Below are 19,583 nucleotides of genomic sequence, written 5' to 3'. Positions count from 1 at the left end.
AAAAGTCAAAGTTGATTAATGGCGTATTTTAGCATGATTAGCAAAGGACAAATGACAGAATGTCTGAAATTATGGGGAAGTTTTTATCGATGAGGCTACTTCGCTTGGCATTGCGCTTGGCATTAAAAGCTGCATATGAGGGTAAGGTGTGGCAATGCCGGCATCATCGAGTGCTACTTTGATTTGTTCGCGTAGATTTTCTTTGATAAATGGCATTCGAGACACATGTGGCGGATTGACCCAAAACCGCACGATAAAAAACACCCCAAAATCGCCAATTTTATCCACTGTTGCTGTGGGCGCAGGACGCTCTAATACCTCTTTGGTGTTGGCTAAAATATCAACAATAATAGCGCGAGCGCTTTCAATATCCGCTTCCAACGCGATACGCACTTCAATATCAAAACGAATCAGATTTTTGGCAGTTAAATTAATGACTTCCGCTGAAGCAACGGTTGAATTGGGGAAAATCACAGTGATATTATCACGGGTCAAAATTTGGGTAGTGCGCAAGGCGATTTGCACCACTTTACCTTCTTTTTCATTGATGCTGACCCAATCACCGACTTGAAATGACTGCTCAATCAAAATGGTGATACCGGCAATAAAATTGGCAAGTGTAGCTTGTGCCGCAAAACCCACTGCGATACCCGCAATCCCAAGACCTGCGACCACAGACACAATATCAAAACCAAACTGCGACATCACCGAGGCAATCCATAATACGATAATGAGCATGGACAACAAATTATGCAGTAGTTGTTCAATCGACGCGTTTAGCCCATAATTTTTGAGCATTTTTTGCATCAAATAACCGAGGTTGTACCACGCCATATAAAAAATCACTGACCAAATACCCGCTTTGGCAGTGGCTTTGACTGTTTCAGGTTCAAAATTAAGCTGACTCATCACCGCAAGCAAACTTGAAAACAACCACATCAACCGTGCGATGAGCCTTAACGATTGGCTGTATTTACTGTCTTTGGCGATGAAACGGGCAGAATTGATGAGCAATAAACTTAACCGATAGACCACGCCCAAAATTGCCAACAGCACCATGATTTTGATGCCTGTACTGGCAAGTTTGGAGAGATACAGCGGCCAATTAACCGCTTCATCTTCGAGCGAGCCACCGACTGCTTTATAGACGTCATAATACAAGTCGTGATAGATATTTTTAAAAAATTGGTTCACGGACATACAATGAGTGATCTCGAGTCAAAAAATCAAAATAAAAATAATGTAAGGCGTTTGGATTAATTTAGGTTGTTTTGGGTTAAAGGGTGGGCAATATCGCAAGTAATTTATCAATATGTCCCTTGGCGCGGACATTGCGCATCTCATGAACCAGCTTGCCTGCGTTGTCAAAAATTAAGGTTGAACGCACCACGCCAAGGCTGACTTTGCCGTACAGTTTTTTTTCGGCAATGATGCCAAAATATTGGCAAAGCTGTTCATCGGTATCACTGACAAGAGGGAAATTAATCTGTTGGTTGGCGATAAATTTTTCATGGCTTTTGACACTATCTCTTGATACGCCAATGACTTGGTAGCCAAGCTGCTGCAGTTGGGGCAAATGCTGGCTAAAATCTTGCGCTTGCACACTACAGCCTGAGGTGTTGTCTTTTGGATAAAAATACAGAATCAAACCTTTATCTGCCTGTTTGGCATACGCTGGCAGGTTGATTTGACGCTGGATAAATTGCGGCTGCGCTGTGGCCTGACGGCTGGTATCCGCTTCCACAGTGGTGACCAAAAAATTGGGTAGTTGAGTCATGGGCATTTCCCAAGCAAAAATTGAACTAACAATATCAGAAAGCCAGATTGAGTACAAACTTCTTCATGCGACAAAACAAAAAAAGACCAGTAAACAACTGGTCTAGTGGCGCGGCGGTATCGATTATGGACTTAATGGTAACCGGTTAGGGACGGGCTTTATTAAATTTAACGCCGTTGCCACATGCTTTCATACGGGCACTGATGGTTTGAAAAGTTTTGTTTTGGCGAACATCTTTGCCACTTTTTACCCAAGTATCAAGCTCAATTTTTTGCGCTTGGGTGATTTTTGATTGTTCATCTACCACACAAGTACATACTTTTTTTGCAGAAGCGGCATCAGTGATGTGTTTATCGGTCATTTGGGTAGCGCAAGCATTGACGTATTGTGGGTTGGCAGCATGGGCGGCAAACGGCAAAACCATGCTAGCAAATAGGGTCACGATGGCTGAATGTTTCATAGTTTATCCTCATAAGAGACAGCAGTATAGAACAGCAGGTGTTCAATCGTACAATGGCTAGCTTTACCGTTGACGCAATAAAGCTGGCAGGATTTGATGATGATAGATTACTGATAAATAGTCGGGTCATCTATTTCAGCTTGTAAAAAACCTTGCTGACGTAGATAACAGCTATCGCAGTGTCCGCAGGCGCGTCCTTCGCTATCTGCGCGGTAGCATGACACGGTTAATGCATAATCCACCCCTAGCGATACCCCCAACTTAATGATTTCTGCTTTACTTAAATGCAACAATGGCGTTGCAATGTGGAGATGATTGCCCATCACACCGGCTTTGGTAGCAAGATTTGCCATCTTTTCAAAGGCTTCAATATATTCAGGACGACAGTCAGGATAGCCTGAGTAATCGACTGCATTGACACCAATCACAATGGCATTGGACTGTGTCACCTCTGCCAATGCCAGCGCATACGACAAAAAGATGGTATTACGCGCAGGTACATAAGTAATTGGAATGCTGTCATTATGCTGATTATCGCTAAAATCTGTTTGTTTGGCATCGGGTACCACCAGCGAAGCATCGGTCAGCGCTGAGCCACCTAGCTGTGCCAAATCAATATCGATAATACGGTGGTTGACTTGGGCTGTCGCGGCAATTTTTTTGGCGGCATTAAGTTCGCTATTGTGGCGCTGACCGTAATTGAAGCTTACCGCTGTGACGTTGGCGTAATTGGCTTTTGCCCAGTAAAGGCAAGTCACGGAATCTAGCCCGCCCGAGAGTAAGACGACGGCGTTTTGTGGTGTGGTTGATGTACTCATAAAAATTTACTAACGACAAAAGGTGTATTTTATCAGAACTTAAGCAATTGTTGATGGGAAAATATGGGGATAAAAGTGAGTCAATTGCCTATTAGACAACAAACATTTCAAAAAACTGCTATCACTACCAGTAAATATTTGCGTATTCCACTAAAAAACCTTATAAAATAACCAAGAAGTTTTAAACCGAGATTTAAACTGTGTTGTCCAACACTTTAGCCCGAACCATACCATTGTCGTCATTGTACTATTTTTCATTTTCTTCATTTTTTCTTTTTTAAGGTCACTCATGATAGTTCAAACTCATTTTGTTACCAACAATGCCATCTTATCAGCCATAAGCGTTGGCTTGCTGTATTTGACAGGTTGTAGTGTTGCGCCCTCAACCGCTAAGCCCGATAGCAATACTGTTACTATCCCTATTACCATTCCTACCACCCAAGCGAACACAGATACCCAAACACTCACCACGCGCCCGCTAGACAAGGCGCTACAAAAATGCGCTAGCGAGTTTTTGGAGAAAACCCAGCCGTCAATGACCGCTAAGCTGTCGCAAAAAACCTACCCCCTGTGCTTTAATGGCTTTGCGGTGATGTATTCGGGGGTCACCAAAACCCCGATTTGGGTCGCTGAGCATTTGACGCGACAACGAATAACGGCTGCCAAAACCTTGGTCAGAGAGGATAACTTTCATGAAGAAACTCGCCTGCCGACCGAGGTGCGTAGTCTATTAAGCGATTATACCAATACCGGATTTGACAGAGGGCATTTAGCGCCGAATGCTGATATGGCAACCACGGACTCACAATTTGATAGCTTTAGTTTGGCAAATATCGCCCCACAAACGCCTGACAACAACCGTAAAACTTGGGTAAAAATTGAAACACAAACTCGCAACCTGACCAACCAATACGGCTCAGCTTATGTGGTGACAGGGGTGGCGTTCTTAACACCGGAAGTCAAACGGCTAAAAAATCGTGTGCTGGTGCCATCGCATTTTTTTAAAGCGGTATATCTGCCATCACAACATCAAGCGATAGTATTTTTTAGCCCGAATGATGATAGTGGAACCGTTGAAAAAATTAGCCTAAGCACCCTTAAAAAACGTACCGGGGTCAATGCGTTTCCCAGTTTGCCGAGCAATGTAGCCACTATTTCACCATAACCACAAGCAGTAATTAGCAAATCAACAACTAGCAAATCAACAACTAGCAAATCAACAACTAGCAAATCAACAACTAGCAAATCAACAACTAAACAGGGGAAAAGATGAGTGCTTTTAAACCATTTCAAAATGATAGCCAAAGCGTCGGATTGGGCGAATTTACCCTTGAGAATCAAGGAGAGCAAGTCAATCTCTATGGCAGTGCGACGTTTACGTTGGATAAACAAAGTTTAGCCACGGCAAAACAATTACAAGATGTATTGAACCAAATCGTTGCGTATTTAGAAGCCCATCAAGCGCAAACGGTGGAAAAATCTACTATTCAACAGCAGCAAGCGTCGCACGTGGACGAAGTAAATAATCCTTTCTTATAAATAAAAAAAGCGCAAATCAAACAATTTGCGCTTTTTATGGGCAAGCTAGGCATTAAAACTTATGGGCAAGCTAGGCATCAAGCTAAGCTTTAAAACTGATAGTTAAAGCCAATTTTAGTTTTGCTATCGACACGGTTATCAACCAGTGGGCTGTTTTTTTTGCTCATCGCTTAAATACTCTAAATGCTGACTGATAAACGCACTCCAGCGTGGCGAAATGGCGTAACTGGCACTGACATTGACATAAGGGGCAACGCTACTATCAGCGTTATAAGCTTTTATCCCTGTTATTCCTGTGCGTAGCGATTCTTGCTCAGAAACACCAAAGTAGTAATTGTTGTACTTGTCATTGTACCACTGCAGTCCTAGCTCAGGATAAATGGTGATTTTATCATCCATTGCTTTAAATCTGCTCAAGTGCGCCACTTTTGCGCTAGTACCATCACTGCGACCTAACGCATCAGTTTCCACTTGCGCTTTAAAGCCGCCATACGGGGTAATGCGCATATAGCTGGTGCCCACCATAGCAGACCATTTACGCTCATCGAGTCCTTTTAACGCCGCTGTGCTCGCATCGTCTGGATCAAATGAACGGCTATCGTAGCTTGCGGTCAATCGCCATTCGTTTTGTGCATCTTTGTAGGGATAATAACCCGCTTCACTGCCTTCAATGTAGACTCGATTGTTGTCATAAAATGCCTGTGGCATGATCGTAACATCATTGTCCTTGTCGTACGCATAATGATTGATAGACGCGTTTAACCCTAGTTTAAAGCGGGCATTGGTATCCACTGGCATAGAGGCTGCGTGGGCAAATGTTGTACCCAGCATACTGGCAAGTACCAGACAAGGCGCGAAAAATTGTTTCATAAAAACATCCTGTGAGAGTGGGTCATACAAAAAAGTGCTGACAGGCGTAAAGCGTAGAAAATAACAACCGATTTGCCTGTGAACCATACAGCAAGGTGATAAATTTATTATGGCATAAAAAGGTCAGCGCAAATAGTTGAATTTAAAGGTGCGATAGGTGAAATCCAAGCCAGCATAAATCCTTGAGCTACCTTGAGAACACCATTAAAATGTTATAATATAACATTTTTACTATTCTCAATACTTGATTTGGCGACCCAGCATGATAAACGAATTGATTAACAAATATGCTTTTTTTAGCCGACCTTTTTTGCCACTAATGCCACTAAAAATCCCGACAATTGCAGCGGTAACATTGATGATGAGCCTATTGGGGGGATTAACAGGCTGCCAAAAGCAAACTGATAATCAATCCACTTCAAAGCAATCAGCCTCAAATCAATCCGCATCAAATAGCTCAGCTACAACAGTCTCATCAAACACCGTTATTGATACCCAATTACCCACGGTGTATGCCACCACCAATGTGTGGGGTTCTGTGGCTAAAGCGGTCGGGGGGGATAAAGTTAACGTGATTGTGGGGGTCGATGATTTATCACAAGATCCGCATGATTATCAAGCCACAGCGACCGACAAGCTTAATATCACTAAATCCGCTGTTATGCTGGTCAACGGTGGCGGGTATGATGATTGGGGTATGAGCTTAGCTGAGTCGGTGAGTCACAAACCTGTAGTGATTAATGCCGTAGCACTTTCAGGACTGTCGCCTACCACGGACAATGCGGCAGATGAGCCTGCCAGTGAACAACACCAACATGATACCCAACACGAAATAAAGACCGCTGATCCGCAACCATGTGATCATCCTCACGTGCCCAGTGAAGGGCATAGTCATTCGCACGGTGACTTCAATGAGCACGTGTTTTTCTCCCTCGATACAGCAAAAAAAGTGGCTGAAGCGGTCAACAAGCAATTGGCGGCAACATCACCTGCCAATCAAGCAATTTATGCAAAAAATACCCAACACTTTATCCAGCAAATTGATGCGCTTAAAGTCAAAGCCAAACAAATCGGACAGCAAAAAGCCATCACTGCCTTTGCTACTGAGCCTGTCACTGGGTATTTGCTAGCCGATATGGGCATCAAGGATGTAACGCCAAAAGCCTATGTCGTGCAATCAGAGACGGATGCGGGGGTATCGGTCAAAGTGCTCAATGACAGCAAAAGCCTGCTGAGCAATAAACAAGTCGGTCTGTTGGTGGTCAATGCCCAGACCGAAGATGCCACCTCAAAGCAACTCATCACATTGGCGAAGGCATCAACAGTCCCAGTTGTGGCGGTCTATGAAACGCTGCCCGATGGCGTGACAAGCTATACCCAATTTATTGAAAAAACCCTGGATGATTTTGCGGCAGCGATGCGCTAATTTTAACTAGCCTAAAAATAGTAGCCTAAAACTTTTAGGCTACCTATAAATGCGTTTGGGGAAAAATTTGCGTTAATTGGTATAGTATTGGCTGGTTATCGCTTATAATGCTTAATTTTTAGCCCGGATTTTTTGCAATGTGATATTGCCAATCAACCATCCTCGCCTTTGGGATCTTGTCGTTAGCATCTTGCCGTTAGGATGAAGAAGTAGCCACCATGTCCATGTCAACCACCAAAATAGCCAATAGCGAGCGGCAGTTTGCGCAGGCTATTCATTGCCAATCGTTTGTCAAACTGCCACAGTCACAGCAAATCATTTTGCAAGTCAAAGATGCCAGTATGCACTTTGGGCAACGTCTGCTATGGCAGGATGTCAATTTTTCGATTTTATCCGGTGAATTTGTGGCATTGCTCGGCGCTAACGGTACAGGCAAGACGACATTGCTGCGAAGTTTACTCAAACTTGTGCCACTATCCAGTGGTTCAATCACGCTTGGCAAAGATATTCGAGTGGGCTATGTGCCTCAGCTCAAAGACTTTGCGCCAAAACTACCGATTCGGGGTAGGGACTTGGTGCAGCTAGGGCTAGATGGGGAAAATTATTTGTTTGGTCTATTTAGCCCCAAAAAAACCTTGGGCAGTTTTTGGCAGACAGCAAAACAAAAAAAATATTTGGTGGATAAAGCCATTGCGGAAGTTGGCGGTGAGTCATTTTGTGATGCGCCGCTTACCATGCTGTCGGGTGGTGAGCAGCAGCGCATGCGTATCGCCCAAGCGTTGGTCTCTGAGCCTGATGTTTTGTTGATGGATGAGCCGCTGCTGAGCCTTGATGTGGCAAGCCAGTATGTGGTCAGTGATATTTTAGCCCATCGCAAACAGGCGCATCATACTGCGATTTTGATGATTAGTCACGAACTCGAGCCGATTATACCTTTGGTAGATAAAGTGGTGTATCTTGAAAATGCGACTGCCAAGCTCGGTGGTATCGACTTAATCAATCGATTTCGCTAATTTATTTGCTTCAATCAAAAACAAGCCATCACATTCGATGGTTTTTTAACTTTTGGAATTTACATGCTGCTCACAACTTGGCTACATACCATCATCAATTTTGATAACTTTGCTGAGCTGTTGCCCTTGGTGTCGACGTCCATCGTGGCCGCGGTATTGTTGGGTGTGATGGCGGGATTCATCGGACCGATGGTTCAGGCACGGGACATGGCGTTTGCCGTGCATGGGACAGCAGAGCTGTCGTTTGCAGGGGCGGCGTGTGCCTTATGGTTAGGGTCTTCAGTGACGCTAGGTGCCGTCATTGGGGCGGTGACGGCTGGCATGGTGCTAGGGGTCATGGGGATTGATGGCAAAAACCGCAACTCAGTGGTGGGTATTTTGTTGCCATTCGGGCTTGGGCTGGGGGTGTTGTTTTTATCCTTGTATCAAGGGCGCTCCTCCAATAAATTTGGCTTATTAACCGGGCAAATTGTTGCAATCACGCCCGCTGAATTGCAGTCGATGTTAGTGGTTGCGGTGATTGTGCTGTCAATCATTGCCATATTTGGTCAGCGCATGTTATTTGCCGCAGTTGACCCGCAAGTTGCCCAAGCGCAGCATCTGAATTTAACATTTTTATCTTTGCTGTTTATGTTTGCGCTGAGTCTTGTGGTGGCGGTAAGTGTGCAGTTTGTCGGTGCATTGCTGCTATTATCGTTACTCATCACGCCTGCGGCGGCGGCGAGTCAAGTGACGGCTAGACCTATCTATGTCTATTTGTTGTCCATGCTGTTTGCCATCATCGCTGGGGTCGGCGGGATATTACTATCGTTAGGACCTGGACTGCCGATTTCACCTTATATCACTACCATTTCATTTGTGATTTATTTAAGCTGCTGGGGAATTGGCTACCTACGAAAAAAAGCAGGGTGGAACAAACGCTTAGCTGCAAACTTTTCTTAATCAACAGGGTATAAAAAAGCGCAAATAGTATCAATTTGCGCTGTTTGTATCTGGATGGGTATTAAACTTTAAACTTCAGCTAGGCTAGTAGGGGCATCGATGGTTTGAATCACGCCACCGCCTAAACAGATGTCATCTTGATAAAACACACAAGACTGACCGGGGGTCACCGCGCGCTGTGGCTCGTCAAACACCACTTTTATGGTGTCCCTCGTTTCATCAAGGGCAAAAACTGTACAGGCTTGATCAGGCTGACGATAGCGCGTTTTGGCGGTACAGCGATAACCTTGGGCAGTAAACAGTTGGGTGGGTGCACCAACCACCCAGTCAAGCTTATAAGCGGCCAATTCAGTGGATTGTAGCATTGGATGGTCATGCCCTTGACCGACAATCAGCCGATTATTATCCAAGTCTTTGTGTAACACAAACCAAGGCGCCTCATCTCTATCTTTAACCCCACCAATACCAATACCGCCACGCTGACCAAGCGTGTAATACATTAAGCCATCGTGGGTGCCGATTTTTTTGCCATCATCGGTATAGATATCGCCTTTTTGAGCGGGCAAATATTGCTGTAAAAAGTCTTTAAAGCGTCGCTCGCCGATAAAGCAAATACCCGTAGAATCTTTTTTCTTCGCTGTCGCTAAATCATACTGCTCGGCAATACGGCGTACTTCAGGTTTTTCCAACTCACCCACAGGGAACAAGGTTTTGGCGATTTTATCGCCTGCCACCGCGTGCAGAAAGTAGCTTTGGTCTTTATTGTTATCAAGTCCGCGCAGTAGTGGCGCTTTGCCATTTTCATCGCTAAAACCGCGGCGTGCATAGTGACCGGTGGCAATATAGTCCGCCCCCAAAGTTAGCGCATAATCCAAAAATGCTTTAAACTTGACTTCTTTGTTGCATAAAATATCAGGATTTGGGGTGCGACCTGCGCTATATTCCGCCAAAAAATGCTCAAATACGCGATCCCAATATTCCATGGCAAAGTTGGCGGTATGCAGTTTAATGCCGATTTTATCCGCCACCGCTTGCGCATCGGCAAGGTCAGTCATGGCGGTACAATATTCGGTACCGTCATCTTCTTCCCAGTTTTTCATAAACAAGCCTTCAACATCAAAGCCCGCTTGTTTGAGCAAAACGGCGGTGACAGAAGAATCAACGCCCCCTGACATCCCCACAATGACGCGGGTTTGGGCAGGGCTCGCAATATCGGATAAATTAACAGCAGTTGAATATGTCATAATTTTTAAAAGTGCCAAAAGGGTTATTATAGCAAATTTATTGCTTGTTAAAAATCAATAAACCTGCCACAATACCGTTATCGGATGAGCCGATATCGAAAAAACCCAACTTATTCTCGTAAGTTGGGTTTTTTAATGCGCAAATAATATTAATTGATTTTTTTAAATTCACTGATTGGCTTTAATAGATAAAGTCACATTGTAAATTCACAAACATTCTTTATATAACCTTTACTTATGATAAAAAATTTGGGGCTGGTATGCGTTGGATATTTCTGACCGTCATTGTATTGTTGTTTGAATTGTTTACTTATGGGGCGGGGCGGGGGCTGCAGTGGTGGGCAGGGTCTTGGTTATCCGATCGGTCTTCTCGCTATCTGATGATTAGTCTATTTGTGATAAGTAATGCGTTATTGGTATTTGGCATCGCGCGATTGACGATCTTTGGGCTCAAGCTGTCTATGACTTGGCTAACTATTTTGTGGTTTGTCATCATGTCGATGGTGGCGGTGGGTATTATTAATCTGGTGTTGATGAAAGTTGCCCCGCAATTTTTTAATTCAGTGAGTTATCAAACTTACGGGGAACGCATGTTGTTGCCGCTCGTGTTTTTTGGTATGGTATTGATGGGTATTTATAATGCTTATACACCCACCATTCGTCATATCACCTTGACTGCCAACCAGCCACTTGCCAAACCGATTCGGATTGGGATGGTTTCAGACTTGCATTTGGGTCTAATGGTCGGTGAGCGGCAAATTAACCGATTAACCGATATGGTGAAAGCACAGAAGGTGCAACTGCTGTTGATGCCTGGCGATATTATGGATGATAATGTTGACTACTATACCTCGCAAAATATGCAGCCTGCGCTGCAGCAACTAGCAAATGCCGTGCCAATGGGCGCGTATGCCACGCTAGGCAATCATGATATGTATGGGCATGAAGGCGAGATTCGCGATGCGATCCAAAAAGCCAATATCACCTTATTGGCAGATGACAAAGTGTTGGTTGATAACCAGCTTTGGTTGGTAGGGCGACTGGATAATCATGCCAGTTATCGTAAAGCGACCAAGGACTTAATGCCGTCAACTACCGATAAGCCGATAATTTTACTTGACCATGAGCCCAATGAGATTGAAAAAAACGTACAATTACCGATTGATTTGCAAGTATCTGGACATACCCATAATGGGCAAATATTTCCTGCCAATTTCATTGTTAAATTCTTAAATCGTTTGGGTTACGGCTATGAACGTATCAACAATACCGATGTGATTGTAAGCTCGGGGTATGGTTTTTGGGGTGTGCCGTTTCGGCTAGGCTCGCAAGCGGAGCTTTGGGTGATTGATTTGGTCGGTAAAAAATCCTAAATTTTTTAAGCGCGCTTTAACTCATCTTTAATGAGGACATTGAGGCTACTGCGGATTATGATGATGGCAGATTATGGCAATGACAGATTATTGCCATGAGAGATTACTGTATAGACACTGTCTGCATCATCAGTTGTATATTGCTACGAATATCCTCGAGTGACATTTGGTGGTCTTGCTGCAGGCAGTAACTTAAATTATTTAATATAATCCCTGCATACGTATGCCCTTGAAACTCCAAGTCGCCTGGGCGTCCATGGCGCTTGGCATGCTCAATATAATTTTGTTTGATTAACGCATACATGTCATCATATAAATGAATATTGGGGGTTTTGATTTGCCAAAAAGCCAGTATGCGTTGTTTTTGCGCGTGAATAAACGCCCAAAATTGTTCCAAACACATCAGTAAATTTTCTTGACTGGCGACACTAAAGCGTTCAGTTAAAAACTTCTCATACACTTGGCGAAAATTACTCACCATTTTCTCTGCCAGCGCCTCTTTACTGGCGTAATGACGATAAAAGGTTGAGCGATTAATCGCTGCAGTATCTAAAATATCTTGGACCGTGATGGCGCGGTAAGGTTTCTGCTGCAGTAATGCCAGAAAAGCTTGCTCGATATGTTGTTCAGTCTTAATGACCCGTAAATCATTTTCGTTCATCGCTTTTTGGTATCCTTACGCTCTTTATCTTACGCTTTATATCTTAGCCTTTAAATTTTAGCAATCGCACGAATTGCGCAAAATTTTTACAATAAACAACATTATCTACCTAACTGTATTCTTATGCAACATTTATGTTTTATTTGATGCTTGATGGCTGTTTAGGATAGTTTTATATTGCCACCCATTAAGTATATTAAATTCCATAATCGAGCTATTTTCTAGCATAAATCCGTCTGTCAACTGTCGGATTTTTTAGATTTTGCCACTCAAGTTTAGTGATAAGGACGAAAAAATGGCTGAAATCATGCCGACTGGGGTTGATGATAGCCCCGAACCGACACCCGCAACTACGCATAGCACAACCCAACTCCCTGCCAAATCCAAACGTAAAAAAAACCTATTGTTATTTACCTTGATTGTTTTAGCCATTGCTGCGGTGACGTTATGGTTATACTTTACCCAATGGCGCTATCAAGTCAGTACCGAAGACGCCTATGTGAGCGGCAACCAAGTACAAATTAACGCGCAAATATCGGGGACGGTGACGGCGATTGGGGTCAATGACACGGATATGGTTAAAGCCGGGCAAACCTTGGTGGCGTTAGACCAAGCGGATAATGGCTTAGCCCTTGAAACCGCCAAAGCACAATTGCGCACAGCAATCAGACAGTACAAAACCCAAACCGCAACCATCCAACAAGCTGATGTCAATATCTCGCAAGCGCAAACTGCGATGAATGAAGTGCAATCGCAAATTGAATCGGCGAAAATTGCGCTGCTTGCGGCACAATCTGACTATCAACGCCGCGCCGCTTTGATGGCAAGTCAAGCGGTATCGCAAGAAGAAGTCCAGCATGCTGCCGACACTGTCAAAAAAGCCCAAGCCCAGCTCGATGCGGCAGTTGCCAAGCAAGCCACCGCTCGCTCTGCGGTCGTGACTGCGCAAGCGCAGCGCAATGTGACAATCGCCAATTTGGGTAAAAATGATGTACTGTCCCAACCTGCGGTGCAAACCGCGATAGCGAATATCCAAACCGCTTGGCTCAATCTCAACCGTACCCAGATCGTAGCACCCATCGATGGGCAAATTGCCAAACGCGGTGTACAATTGGGTCAAAAAATCAGCGCAGGCACGCCTTTGATGGTGATTGTGCCACTACATGATTTGTGGGTCGATGCCAATTTTAAAGAAAGCCAAATTAAAGACATTCACCTAGGTCAAGCGGTGAATTTAACATCAGATATCTATGGTAAAGAGATTGTTTATCATGGCAAAGTGATTGGCTTGTCAGCAGGGACGGGCAGTGCGTTCTCGGTTTTGCCTGCCCAAAACGCCACCGGTAACTGGATTAAAGTCACCCAGCGTCTGCCTGTACGAATTGCGCTCGATAGCAAAGAATTACAACAGCATCCGCTACGCGTGGGGCTAAGCATGCATGCCGAGCTTGATAGCCGAGACCAACAAGGCAAACCGCAGGTGGCTACCGCGACCGCTAGCAACAAACCGGTTGCCCAGCTGCAGCCGCAAGTCGATATGTCAGGCGCGACCAAAATCATCCAACAAATCATCCAGCAAAACCAATCATGAGGTGAAAAATGGCGGAAGCAATTTCACCCACTATGGATACGAAGCAGCCAGTGGCTGGTAGTCCAGCCCGTAGTCAGCTAAATCAGCGCGCGCCTTTATCAGGGATGCCGCTTGCGATTGTGACATTTGCGCTATCGATGGCAGTGTTTATGATGGTGCTTGATTCGACGATTGCCAATGTGGCCTTACCGACCATTGCAGGGGATTTGGGTGCGGCGACCTCGCAAGGTACATGGGTGATTACCATGTTTGCCGTCTCCAACGCCATATCTATTCCACTCACAGGGTGGTTGGCTCGTCAGTATGGCTCGGTCAAAGTGTTTTTGGTGTCGGCAAGTTTATTTGTGTTTTGTTCATGGCTATGCGGGGTGTCACATAGCTTGACGATGCTGATTATTGCTAGGGTGGCGCAAGGCGCAGTGGCAGGTCCGATGATTCCACTGGCGCAAAGTCTATTATTACAGTCTTTTGCGCTTGAAAAACGGGCGATGGCGCTTGGATTGTTTGCTATGGTGGTAGTCACCGCGCCGATATTAGGTCCGATTTTGGGCGGCTATATCTGCGACAACTATCACTGGGGCTGGATATTTTTTATCAATATTCCGATTGGTATTGTCGCCATCATTTTGGCCTGGCAACAACTTAAAAACCGCGAAACGCCTGTCATCAAGACCGATATTGATAAAGTAGGCCTAGTTTTGATGATTATCGGGGTGGGTGCATTGCAGTTTTTCTTGGATCGTGGGCGTGAGCTCGATTGGTTTGCTTCCCCTGAAATCATTGCTTTAGCCGTCATTAGCGTTTTATGTTTGAGTTATTTGATAATTTGGGAGCGCGGTGAGGAACATCCAATTATTGATTTGTCGATTTTTCAAGACCGCAATTTTACCATTGGCACATTGGTGATTAGCTTGGCATTTTTGCTATATATGGGCGCCATTGTGCTATTGCCCGTCATGTTGCAGCAGACCATGGGCTATACCGCGGTTTGGGCAGGTCTGGCAGCGGCACCGATTGGTATTTTCCCGGTATTGTTGACGCCCTTAATCGGTAAATACGCGCGAAACATCGATATGCGCATCTTGGTGACGTTAAGTTTTTTAATTTATTGTGCCACCTTTGTATGGCGCAGTGATTTTAATCCGCAAATGACGTTTTGGGATGTGTTTTGGCCGCAGTTTATCCAAGGACTGGGTACTGCCATGTTTTTTATGCCCTTAACTACCATTGCACTCTCCAATATTTCGCATGATAAAATGGCGGCTGCGACAGGGATTTTTACCTTTGTGAGAACCCTGGCGGGCGGGATTGGCGCTTCTATGGTGATGACTGTGTGGGAAAGACGCAGCAATCATGCGCATACTTATTTGACCGAAAGTATCACCCAAAATTCCAATTTTGATGCGTGGTCAAAAAGTCTGCAAGCGTCTGGCATGAGTTATGAACAAACGCTGGCACTCATCAACCAAAATATTAACCAACAGGCGCTAATTATTGGCTCGAATGAGGTCTTTTATGTATTTGGCCTGGTGTTCTTATTATTGATTGGTATGATTTGGCTTGCCAAACCGCCATTTCACCATTAAAAATAAGGGGTTAGGTTACTTATCTCAAATTGACGCTGATAAAATGTTACTATCGTCAAGTACATAGATAACTTTGGTTACAAAATATAATTTAACCGCAATTTTATAATTCGACTTATAATAATCCATCTTATCAAATTGCGTCGTTAATTTATGAGTAAAGCACATGCTAAAACCTCGGTTCCTGCACTGACATTAGGGGCAATCGGGGTCGTTTATGGCGATATCGGTACCAGTGTACTGTATTCAGTAAAAGAAGTTTTTAATTCTGGTCATGTCGCCTTTAACGTTGCCAATATCTATGGGGTGCTGTCGTTATTTGTATGGACTATCACCATCATCGTTAGTCTCAAGTACATCTCTTTGGTGCTACGTGCCGACAATAAAGGGGAAGGTGGTCTGATTGCGATGCTTGCCTTGGCATCAAGCGCGGTGCGACATCGCCCAAAATTGCACGCAGTCATCATGACCATGGGAATATTTGGTACCTGCTTGTTTTATGGCGATGGGGTGATTACCCCATCCATCTCGGTGCTATCGGCAGTAGAGGGTTTGACGGTGGTATCGCCACGGCTGCATAGTGTGGTAATTCCTGCCACGCTGACCATTTTGTTCCTGTTATTTTTTGTGCAAAAATTTGGTACCAAAGGTATCGGTAAGCTGTTTGGACCCGTGATGGTGCTATGGTTTTTGTTGATTGCTGGCATTGGGGTTTATCATATTCAGCACAATGTCGAAATCTTGCAAGCCATCAATCCCATCTATGCTTATCAGTTTGTGATGACCAATCCGACACTCGCCTTTATCATCTTGGGGGCAGTTGTGTTGTGTGTGACAGGCGGTGAAGCCTTGTATGCTGATATGGGGCATTTTGGCAAAAAACCGATTCGTATCGCTTGGTTTTCCATTGTCATGCCCGCCTTGTTGCTCAATTATTTTGGTCAAGGCGCATTTTTACTCGCCAACCCTGATGGCAAATCCAATCCCTTCTTTTTGATGATTCCAGATGCCATGCGTATTCCGATGGTGGTGATGGCAACCTTAGCGACAGTGATTGCGTCACAAGCGCTGATTTCTGGGGCGTTTAGTATCACCAAACAAGCGGTGCAATTGGGCTTTTTACCGCGTATGCGTATCGTGTATACCAATGTCAAAGAAGTGGGTCAGATCTATATTCCAGCGATTAACTGGGGTTTATTTATCGCCATTGCGTTTGCTGTGGTGATGTTCAAATCATCGGGTGCGTTAGCGGCCGCTTATGGTATTGCGGTTTGTACGGATATGCTGATTACCACGATATTGACCTTCTTTGTGATTCGCTATGCGTGGAAATACCCATTGCTACTGTGTATTGCCGCGACCTCATTGTTTTTTGTAGTGGATTTCTTGTTTTGGGCGTCAAATCTGCTCAAACTACTCAAAGGCGGCTGGTTCCCATTGTTGTTAGGGGGCGTCATGTTTGTGCTCATGATGACTTGGCGAGATGGGCGTAATTTGGTGAGAATTGCCCATACCACAAGACAAATTAACTTAAAAAATTTCTTAGATGACTTATTTGGTAGTTTTACCAATAAACGCTTACAAATAGCTTTGGAGTCAACACAAGGCAAATTAGAAAAGCTGACCCAAGATATTGAAAACGCGCCGCTTGAGAATATCCAAGAGCTGCAAAATCAGCAAGCGTTACTGCAAGAGAAAATCTTAATCAACCAGCGCTGCCAAGTGCTCTTTGAAAATATCAAAAAAATCAAAGGGATTGCTGTATTTATGGTCTCTGAAGTCGATATCGTGCCCGTGGCGTTAAAACAAAACTTAAAGCACAATAAATGCTTGCATGAGTACAATATCTTTGTCACCGTGAATACCTTAGAAACCCCTTGGGTGGGTCTCAGTAAACGCAGTGAAGTGACCTATTTGGGACACAATTGCTGGAAGGTGGTACTCAATTTTGGCTTTAAAAATGACCCTGATGTGCCAGATTCGCTCAAACACATTCAGCAATTTAACTTTGATTTCGACCCTGCTAAGGTAAGTTATTTCTTATCCCATGAGGCGGTGGTGGCATCTGAGAGTATCAAAGGTATGGCTCTATGGCGTGAAAAATTGTTTGCCCATATGCACCGTAATGCCGGCACCGCGGCAGAGTTTCTAAAACTTCCTAGCAACAATGTGGTAGAAATGGGCGCCAAAGTAGAAATTTAAATGCGCAACTAAAAAGCCATTATCCTTCGATAGTGGCTTTTTTTATTTTGCTTTTCTGCTTGATTGAAACTTAGTCTGTTTCAAATGCTTGATTAAGCGAGGCTTCAACGGCATCAATCCGCGCTTGGCATATTTTATAGGCGTCAATGGACTCCGCTACAATAGTCATCAGCGCGTCGATGTTGGGCTCTTGGCTATTTTGCAAGCGCTGTGCATTTGTTTTTAACACCTCATAGGCGCTTTTAAAATCGGTTGGCTCGGTCATGGTTATTCCTGTTGATTGATAAGTCAGTTTTTTGGGTATTTAGCATTGACAGTGGCTTGTAGATAGCCATCTTGTAGTTCAATGGTTATGGTTGAATTGGGTTCAATTTGGGCAATCGAAGTCAGCACCGTATTGGATGCTAAATCTTTTGACGCTAAGTCATGTGAGGTTAAGTCCTTAGATACTAAGTCTTTGGATGCAGGATGCGAGGTTCGGATAATTGCATAGCCACGGGTTAATACGGTTGACGGATGCTGTAACAATATCATCTCACGCAGTTGGTTGGTGGATTGACGAGCCGTAGTGATTTGCTGATAAGCAAGTTGGCGAATCTGTACAAATTGGTTGTCCATGGCAAGTTTAGCGGCAGATAATTGTCGCTGCGCTGCCGATTGTATCTTGGTAAGTTGTTGTTCGCTATCACGGCGTACCTGCAAAATGCTGGATTTAGCAATTTGCTCGATGGTCAAAAAGTGTTGTTTGGCACCTTGGGTAATAGTGAGCAAATGATTGCGAATACCTGCGATAACCTTCGATGGGGTATCAAAACTTTGATGGGCGACTTCATCTAGCATGACGCGGTCGCGCTCATGACCAATGCCAACCCAGACCGGTATCGGCTGCTCAGCCACCAGCGCGGCAAGTTCGTAATCATTGAGATACGCCAAATCGCCCACCGCGCCGCCACCTCGGATAATCACTATCAAATCTGCGGAAATATGCTGCTTACTCAGATTTTTCATGCCTTTAATGAGGGCTTGGCGGATGTCTTCAGGGGCGTGATTGCCTTGAAAGGTGGCGTGCTCATAATGAAAAATACACGCCCCTGTACTGGCGAGCCTATCGGCATCCGCGCGAAAATCGCCCAACCCTGCAGCTTTTTCAGGCGCGATGACAAGCACATGCTCAATATCAAACGGCATCGGGAGCGATTGATTGAGATCGAGCAGCCCTTCTTCATGCAGTCTGGTTAAAATCATTTGGTATTGCTTTGCTAAATCGCCCAGTGTGTAGGTGGGATCGATATCGACGATGTTTAACGAAAAGCCATATTGGGCATGGAACGTGGCTGAGACTTTGAGCAATACATTCAAGCCTCGCTCAAGGCTCATGCCAGTGTTTTTTTCAAACTTTGACAGTACTTTGGCTGCTTGACCGCGCCATAGCGTGCCGCGGCAGCTGGCGGTGACTTTGCCATCAATATCTTTATCCGCTAATTCAAAATAATAGTGACCCCCTTTGGCTGACAGACTACGGATTTCAGCTTTCACCCAAACGGTATGGGCAAACGTTTCACTAATCACCAACTGCACAGCGGATAGATAATCACTCAGTGACAATACAGTATCGCTTAACGCCTGTTGCAGTTGGCTATCACGATCTTGAATGGCTAATTGTTCGCTAAGGTCATAATCGCTTAAGTTATCAACGCTTAAGTTATCAACATTGGCACGCTTTGCAGTTGCTTTATTGTCATGCTCATCATCGTCAAGCAGCGCCAAAAATACGTCATCAGCCTGATTTGATGAGGTATTTTGCAAATCCAGTCGTGCGAGCTGCTCTTCAATTGATTTGATAACGGTTTTGGAAGCTTTTGCCATGGAGAATTCTTGATAATTAAAAATAAAATTGTAGGCGAAAATGATAACGCTGACAACGTGACATTTGTGATTTAGGTGTGATGCGAATGGGATTCAGTTTGCTCAACTTTTAATTTTAAATATTACATTATATTTTATGATGTAATATTCATAAGTGGAATATGGATAAAGAATAATAGTTTTTTTGCTTGACGACGCTTTTTTTGTAAAATAGT

General features: G+C 44.3%; 18 protein-coding genes. 9 read left to right on the top strand and 9 right to left on the bottom strand.

The window, feature by feature from the left end:
* Positions 1-69 precede the first annotated feature (69 nt).
* The 4 genes from RT064_RS05585 to queC form a co-directional block, all read right to left on the bottom strand.
* Positions 70-1,200, bottom strand: a complete 1,131-nt coding sequence (locus tag RT064_RS05585) for a mechanosensitive ion channel family protein (RefSeq protein ID WP_313062278.1) — start codon at positions 1,198-1,200, stop codon at positions 70-72.
* Between the two features lie 76 nt (positions 1,201-1,276).
* Entirely contained in the window at positions 1,277-1,777 is a 501-nt protein-coding gene (locus tag RT064_RS05580) for a peroxiredoxin (protein WP_313062276.1), read from the bottom strand.
* Between the two features lie 145 nt (positions 1,778-1,922).
* Positions 1,923-2,237 (bottom strand): hypothetical protein, encoded by a 315-nt coding sequence (locus tag RT064_RS05575; protein WP_313062274.1) that lies wholly within the window; start codon positions 2,235-2,237, stop codon positions 1,923-1,925.
* Positions 2,238-2,344: 107 nt separating this feature from the next.
* Positions 2,345-3,055 carry a 7-cyano-7-deazaguanine synthase QueC gene (gene queC, locus RT064_RS05570; protein ID WP_312534743.1) on the bottom strand — a complete coding sequence of 237 codons (711 nt, stop codon included), beginning with the start codon at positions 3,053-3,055 and terminating at the stop codon, positions 2,345-2,347.
* Positions 3,056-3,344: 289 nt separating this feature from the next.
* Here queC and RT064_RS05565 point away from each other — a divergent pair, with 289 nt between their 5' ends.
* Together RT064_RS05565 and RT064_RS05560 are read left to right on the top strand one after the other, a co-directional pair.
* Complete coding sequence (locus RT064_RS05565) at positions 3,345-4,220, top strand: DNA/RNA non-specific endonuclease (RefSeq protein ID WP_313062271.1); 876 nt, start codon at positions 3,345-3,347, stop codon at positions 4,218-4,220.
* A gap of 104 nt (positions 4,221-4,324) precedes the next feature.
* On the top strand, positions 4,325-4,594 hold the full coding sequence (locus tag RT064_RS05560; protein WP_099834039.1) for a hypothetical protein: 270 nt from the start codon (positions 4,325-4,327) through the stop codon (positions 4,592-4,594).
* 138 nt (positions 4,595-4,732) lie between these two features.
* Here the strand turns inward: RT064_RS05560 and RT064_RS05555 are convergent, their stop codons facing one another.
* Positions 4,733-5,464, bottom strand: coding sequence for a MipA/OmpV family protein (locus tag RT064_RS05555; protein WP_313062270.1), 732 nt, complete (start codon positions 5,462-5,464; stop codon positions 4,733-4,735).
* A gap of 262 nt (positions 5,465-5,726) precedes the next feature.
* Here RT064_RS05555 and RT064_RS05550 point away from each other — a divergent pair, with 262 nt between their 5' ends.
* The 3 genes from RT064_RS05550 to RT064_RS05540 all read left to right on the top strand — a co-directional run bounded on the left by RT064_RS05550 (position 5,727) and on the right by RT064_RS05540 (position 8,845).
* Positions 5,727-6,890: a metal ABC transporter solute-binding protein, Zn/Mn family gene (locus tag RT064_RS05550; RefSeq protein WP_313062268.1), complete on the top strand. Its 1,164-nt coding sequence runs from the start codon at positions 5,727-5,729 to the stop codon at positions 6,888-6,890.
* A 218-nt stretch (positions 6,891-7,108) separates the two neighbouring features.
* Complete coding sequence (locus RT064_RS05545; RefSeq protein WP_313062266.1) at positions 7,109-7,903, top strand: metal ABC transporter ATP-binding protein; 795 nt, start codon at positions 7,109-7,111, stop codon at positions 7,901-7,903.
* A 63-nt stretch (positions 7,904-7,966) separates the two neighbouring features.
* Positions 7,967-8,845, top strand: a complete 879-nt coding sequence (locus tag RT064_RS05540) for a metal ABC transporter permease (RefSeq protein ID WP_007115351.1) — start codon at positions 7,967-7,969, stop codon at positions 8,843-8,845.
* 68 nt (positions 8,846-8,913) lie between these two features.
* Here the strand turns inward: RT064_RS05540 and mnmA are convergent, their stop codons facing one another.
* Positions 8,914-10,089, bottom strand: a complete 1,176-nt coding sequence (mnmA, locus tag RT064_RS05535; protein ID WP_313062264.1) for a tRNA 2-thiouridine(34) synthase MnmA — start codon at positions 10,087-10,089, stop codon at positions 8,914-8,916.
* A 260-nt stretch (positions 10,090-10,349) separates the two neighbouring features.
* Between mnmA and RT064_RS05530 the strand changes: the two genes are divergently transcribed.
* Positions 10,350-11,462 carry a metallophosphoesterase gene (locus RT064_RS05530; protein ID WP_313062262.1) on the top strand — a complete coding sequence of 371 codons (1,113 nt, stop codon included), beginning with the start codon at positions 10,350-10,352 and terminating at the stop codon, positions 11,460-11,462.
* 103 nt (positions 11,463-11,565) lie between these two features.
* Here the strand turns inward: RT064_RS05530 and RT064_RS05525 are convergent, their stop codons facing one another.
* Positions 11,566-12,123 carry a TetR/AcrR family transcriptional regulator gene (locus RT064_RS05525; RefSeq protein ID WP_313062261.1) on the bottom strand — a complete coding sequence of 186 codons (558 nt, stop codon included), beginning with the start codon at positions 12,121-12,123 and terminating at the stop codon, positions 11,566-11,568.
* Between the two features lie 295 nt (positions 12,124-12,418).
* On the opposite strand from RT064_RS05525, the gene RT064_RS05520 reads away from it, so the two are divergent.
* The 3 genes from RT064_RS05520 (at position 12,419) to RT064_RS05510 (ending at position 17,502) form a co-directional block, all read left to right on the top strand.
* Entirely contained in the window at positions 12,419-13,714 is a 1,296-nt protein-coding gene (locus tag RT064_RS05520) for an HlyD family efflux transporter periplasmic adaptor subunit (RefSeq protein ID WP_313062259.1), read from the top strand.
* Positions 13,715-13,722: 8 nt separating this feature from the next.
* Positions 13,723-15,300: a DHA2 family efflux MFS transporter permease subunit gene (locus RT064_RS05515; RefSeq protein ID WP_313062258.1), complete on the top strand. Its 1,578-nt coding sequence runs from the start codon at positions 13,723-13,725 to the stop codon at positions 15,298-15,300.
* A gap of 153 nt (positions 15,301-15,453) precedes the next feature.
* Positions 15,454-17,502 (top strand): potassium transporter Kup, encoded by a 2,049-nt coding sequence (locus RT064_RS05510; RefSeq protein WP_313062257.1) that lies wholly within the window; start codon positions 15,454-15,456, stop codon positions 17,500-17,502.
* 70 nt (positions 17,503-17,572) lie between these two features.
* On the opposite strand, the gene xseB is transcribed toward RT064_RS05510, so the two are convergent.
* Together xseB and xseA are read right to left on the bottom strand one after the other, a co-directional pair.
* Positions 17,573-17,767, bottom strand: coding sequence for an exodeoxyribonuclease VII small subunit (xseB, locus tag RT064_RS05505; RefSeq protein ID WP_284034081.1), 195 nt, complete (start codon positions 17,765-17,767; stop codon positions 17,573-17,575).
* A gap of 23 nt (positions 17,768-17,790) precedes the next feature.
* The gene (gene xseA, locus RT064_RS05500; protein ID WP_313062255.1) at positions 17,791-19,368 is read right to left on the bottom strand and encodes an exodeoxyribonuclease VII large subunit; all 1,578 of its coding nucleotides are present in this window, start codon (positions 19,366-19,368) and stop codon (positions 17,791-17,793) included.
* Between the last annotated feature and the right edge of the window lie 215 nt (positions 19,369-19,583).

The organism is Moraxella sp. CTOTU49097, from assembly GCF_032064105.1.
Classification (GTDB): Bacteria; Pseudomonadota; Gammaproteobacteria; order Pseudomonadales; family Moraxellaceae; genus Faucicola; species Faucicola osloensis_B.
Note: the sequence above shows the minus strand (reverse complement) of the source record. Positions and strands in the feature narration are given on the sequence as shown.

Coding starts and splice junctions, on each gene's coding strand:
- RT064_RS05520 (WP_313062259.1), top strand. CDS start 12,419: ATGGCTGAAATCATGCCGACTGGGGTTGATGATAGCCCCGAACCGACA.
- RT064_RS05540 (WP_007115351.1), top strand. CDS start 7,967: ATGCTGCTCACAACTTGGCTACATACCATCATCAATTTTGATAACTTT.
- RT064_RS05525 (WP_313062261.1), bottom strand. CDS start 12,123: ATGAACGAAAATGATTTACGGGTCATTAAGACTGAACAACATATCGAG.
- queC (WP_312534743.1), bottom strand. CDS start 3,055: ATGAGTACATCAACCACACCACAAAACGCCGTCGTCTTACTCTCGGGC.
- RT064_RS05580 (WP_313062276.1), bottom strand. CDS start 1,777: ATGACTCAACTACCCAATTTTTTGGTCACCACTGTGGAAGCGGATACC.
- RT064_RS05575 (WP_313062274.1), bottom strand. CDS start 2,237: ATGAAACATTCAGCCATCGTGACCCTATTTGCTAGCATGGTTTTGCCG.
- xseA (WP_313062255.1), bottom strand. CDS start 19,368: ATGGCAAAAGCTTCCAAAACCGTTATCAAATCAATTGAAGAGCAGCTC.
- RT064_RS05545 (WP_313062266.1), top strand. CDS start 7,109: ATGTCCATGTCAACCACCAAAATAGCCAATAGCGAGCGGCAGTTTGCG.
- mnmA (WP_313062264.1), bottom strand. CDS start 10,089: ATGACATATTCAACTGCTGTTAATTTATCCGATATTGCGAGCCCTGCC.
- RT064_RS05565 (WP_313062271.1), top strand. CDS start 3,345: ATGATAGTTCAAACTCATTTTGTTACCAACAATGCCATCTTATCAGCC.
- RT064_RS05530 (WP_313062262.1), top strand. CDS start 10,350: ATGCGTTGGATATTTCTGACCGTCATTGTATTGTTGTTTGAATTGTTT.
- RT064_RS05560 (WP_099834039.1), top strand. CDS start 4,325: ATGAGTGCTTTTAAACCATTTCAAAATGATAGCCAAAGCGTCGGATTG.
- RT064_RS05510 (WP_313062257.1), top strand. CDS start 15,454: ATGAGTAAAGCACATGCTAAAACCTCGGTTCCTGCACTGACATTAGGG.
- xseB (WP_284034081.1), bottom strand. CDS start 17,767: ATGACCGAGCCAACCGATTTTAAAAGCGCCTATGAGGTGTTAAAAACA.
- RT064_RS05555 (WP_313062270.1), bottom strand. CDS start 5,464: ATGAAACAATTTTTCGCGCCTTGTCTGGTACTTGCCAGTATGCTGGGT.
- RT064_RS05515 (WP_313062258.1), top strand. CDS start 13,723: ATGGCGGAAGCAATTTCACCCACTATGGATACGAAGCAGCCAGTGGCT.
- RT064_RS05585 (WP_313062278.1), bottom strand. CDS start 1,200: ATGTCCGTGAACCAATTTTTTAAAAATATCTATCACGACTTGTATTAT.
- RT064_RS05550 (WP_313062268.1), top strand. CDS start 5,727: ATGATAAACGAATTGATTAACAAATATGCTTTTTTTAGCCGACCTTTT.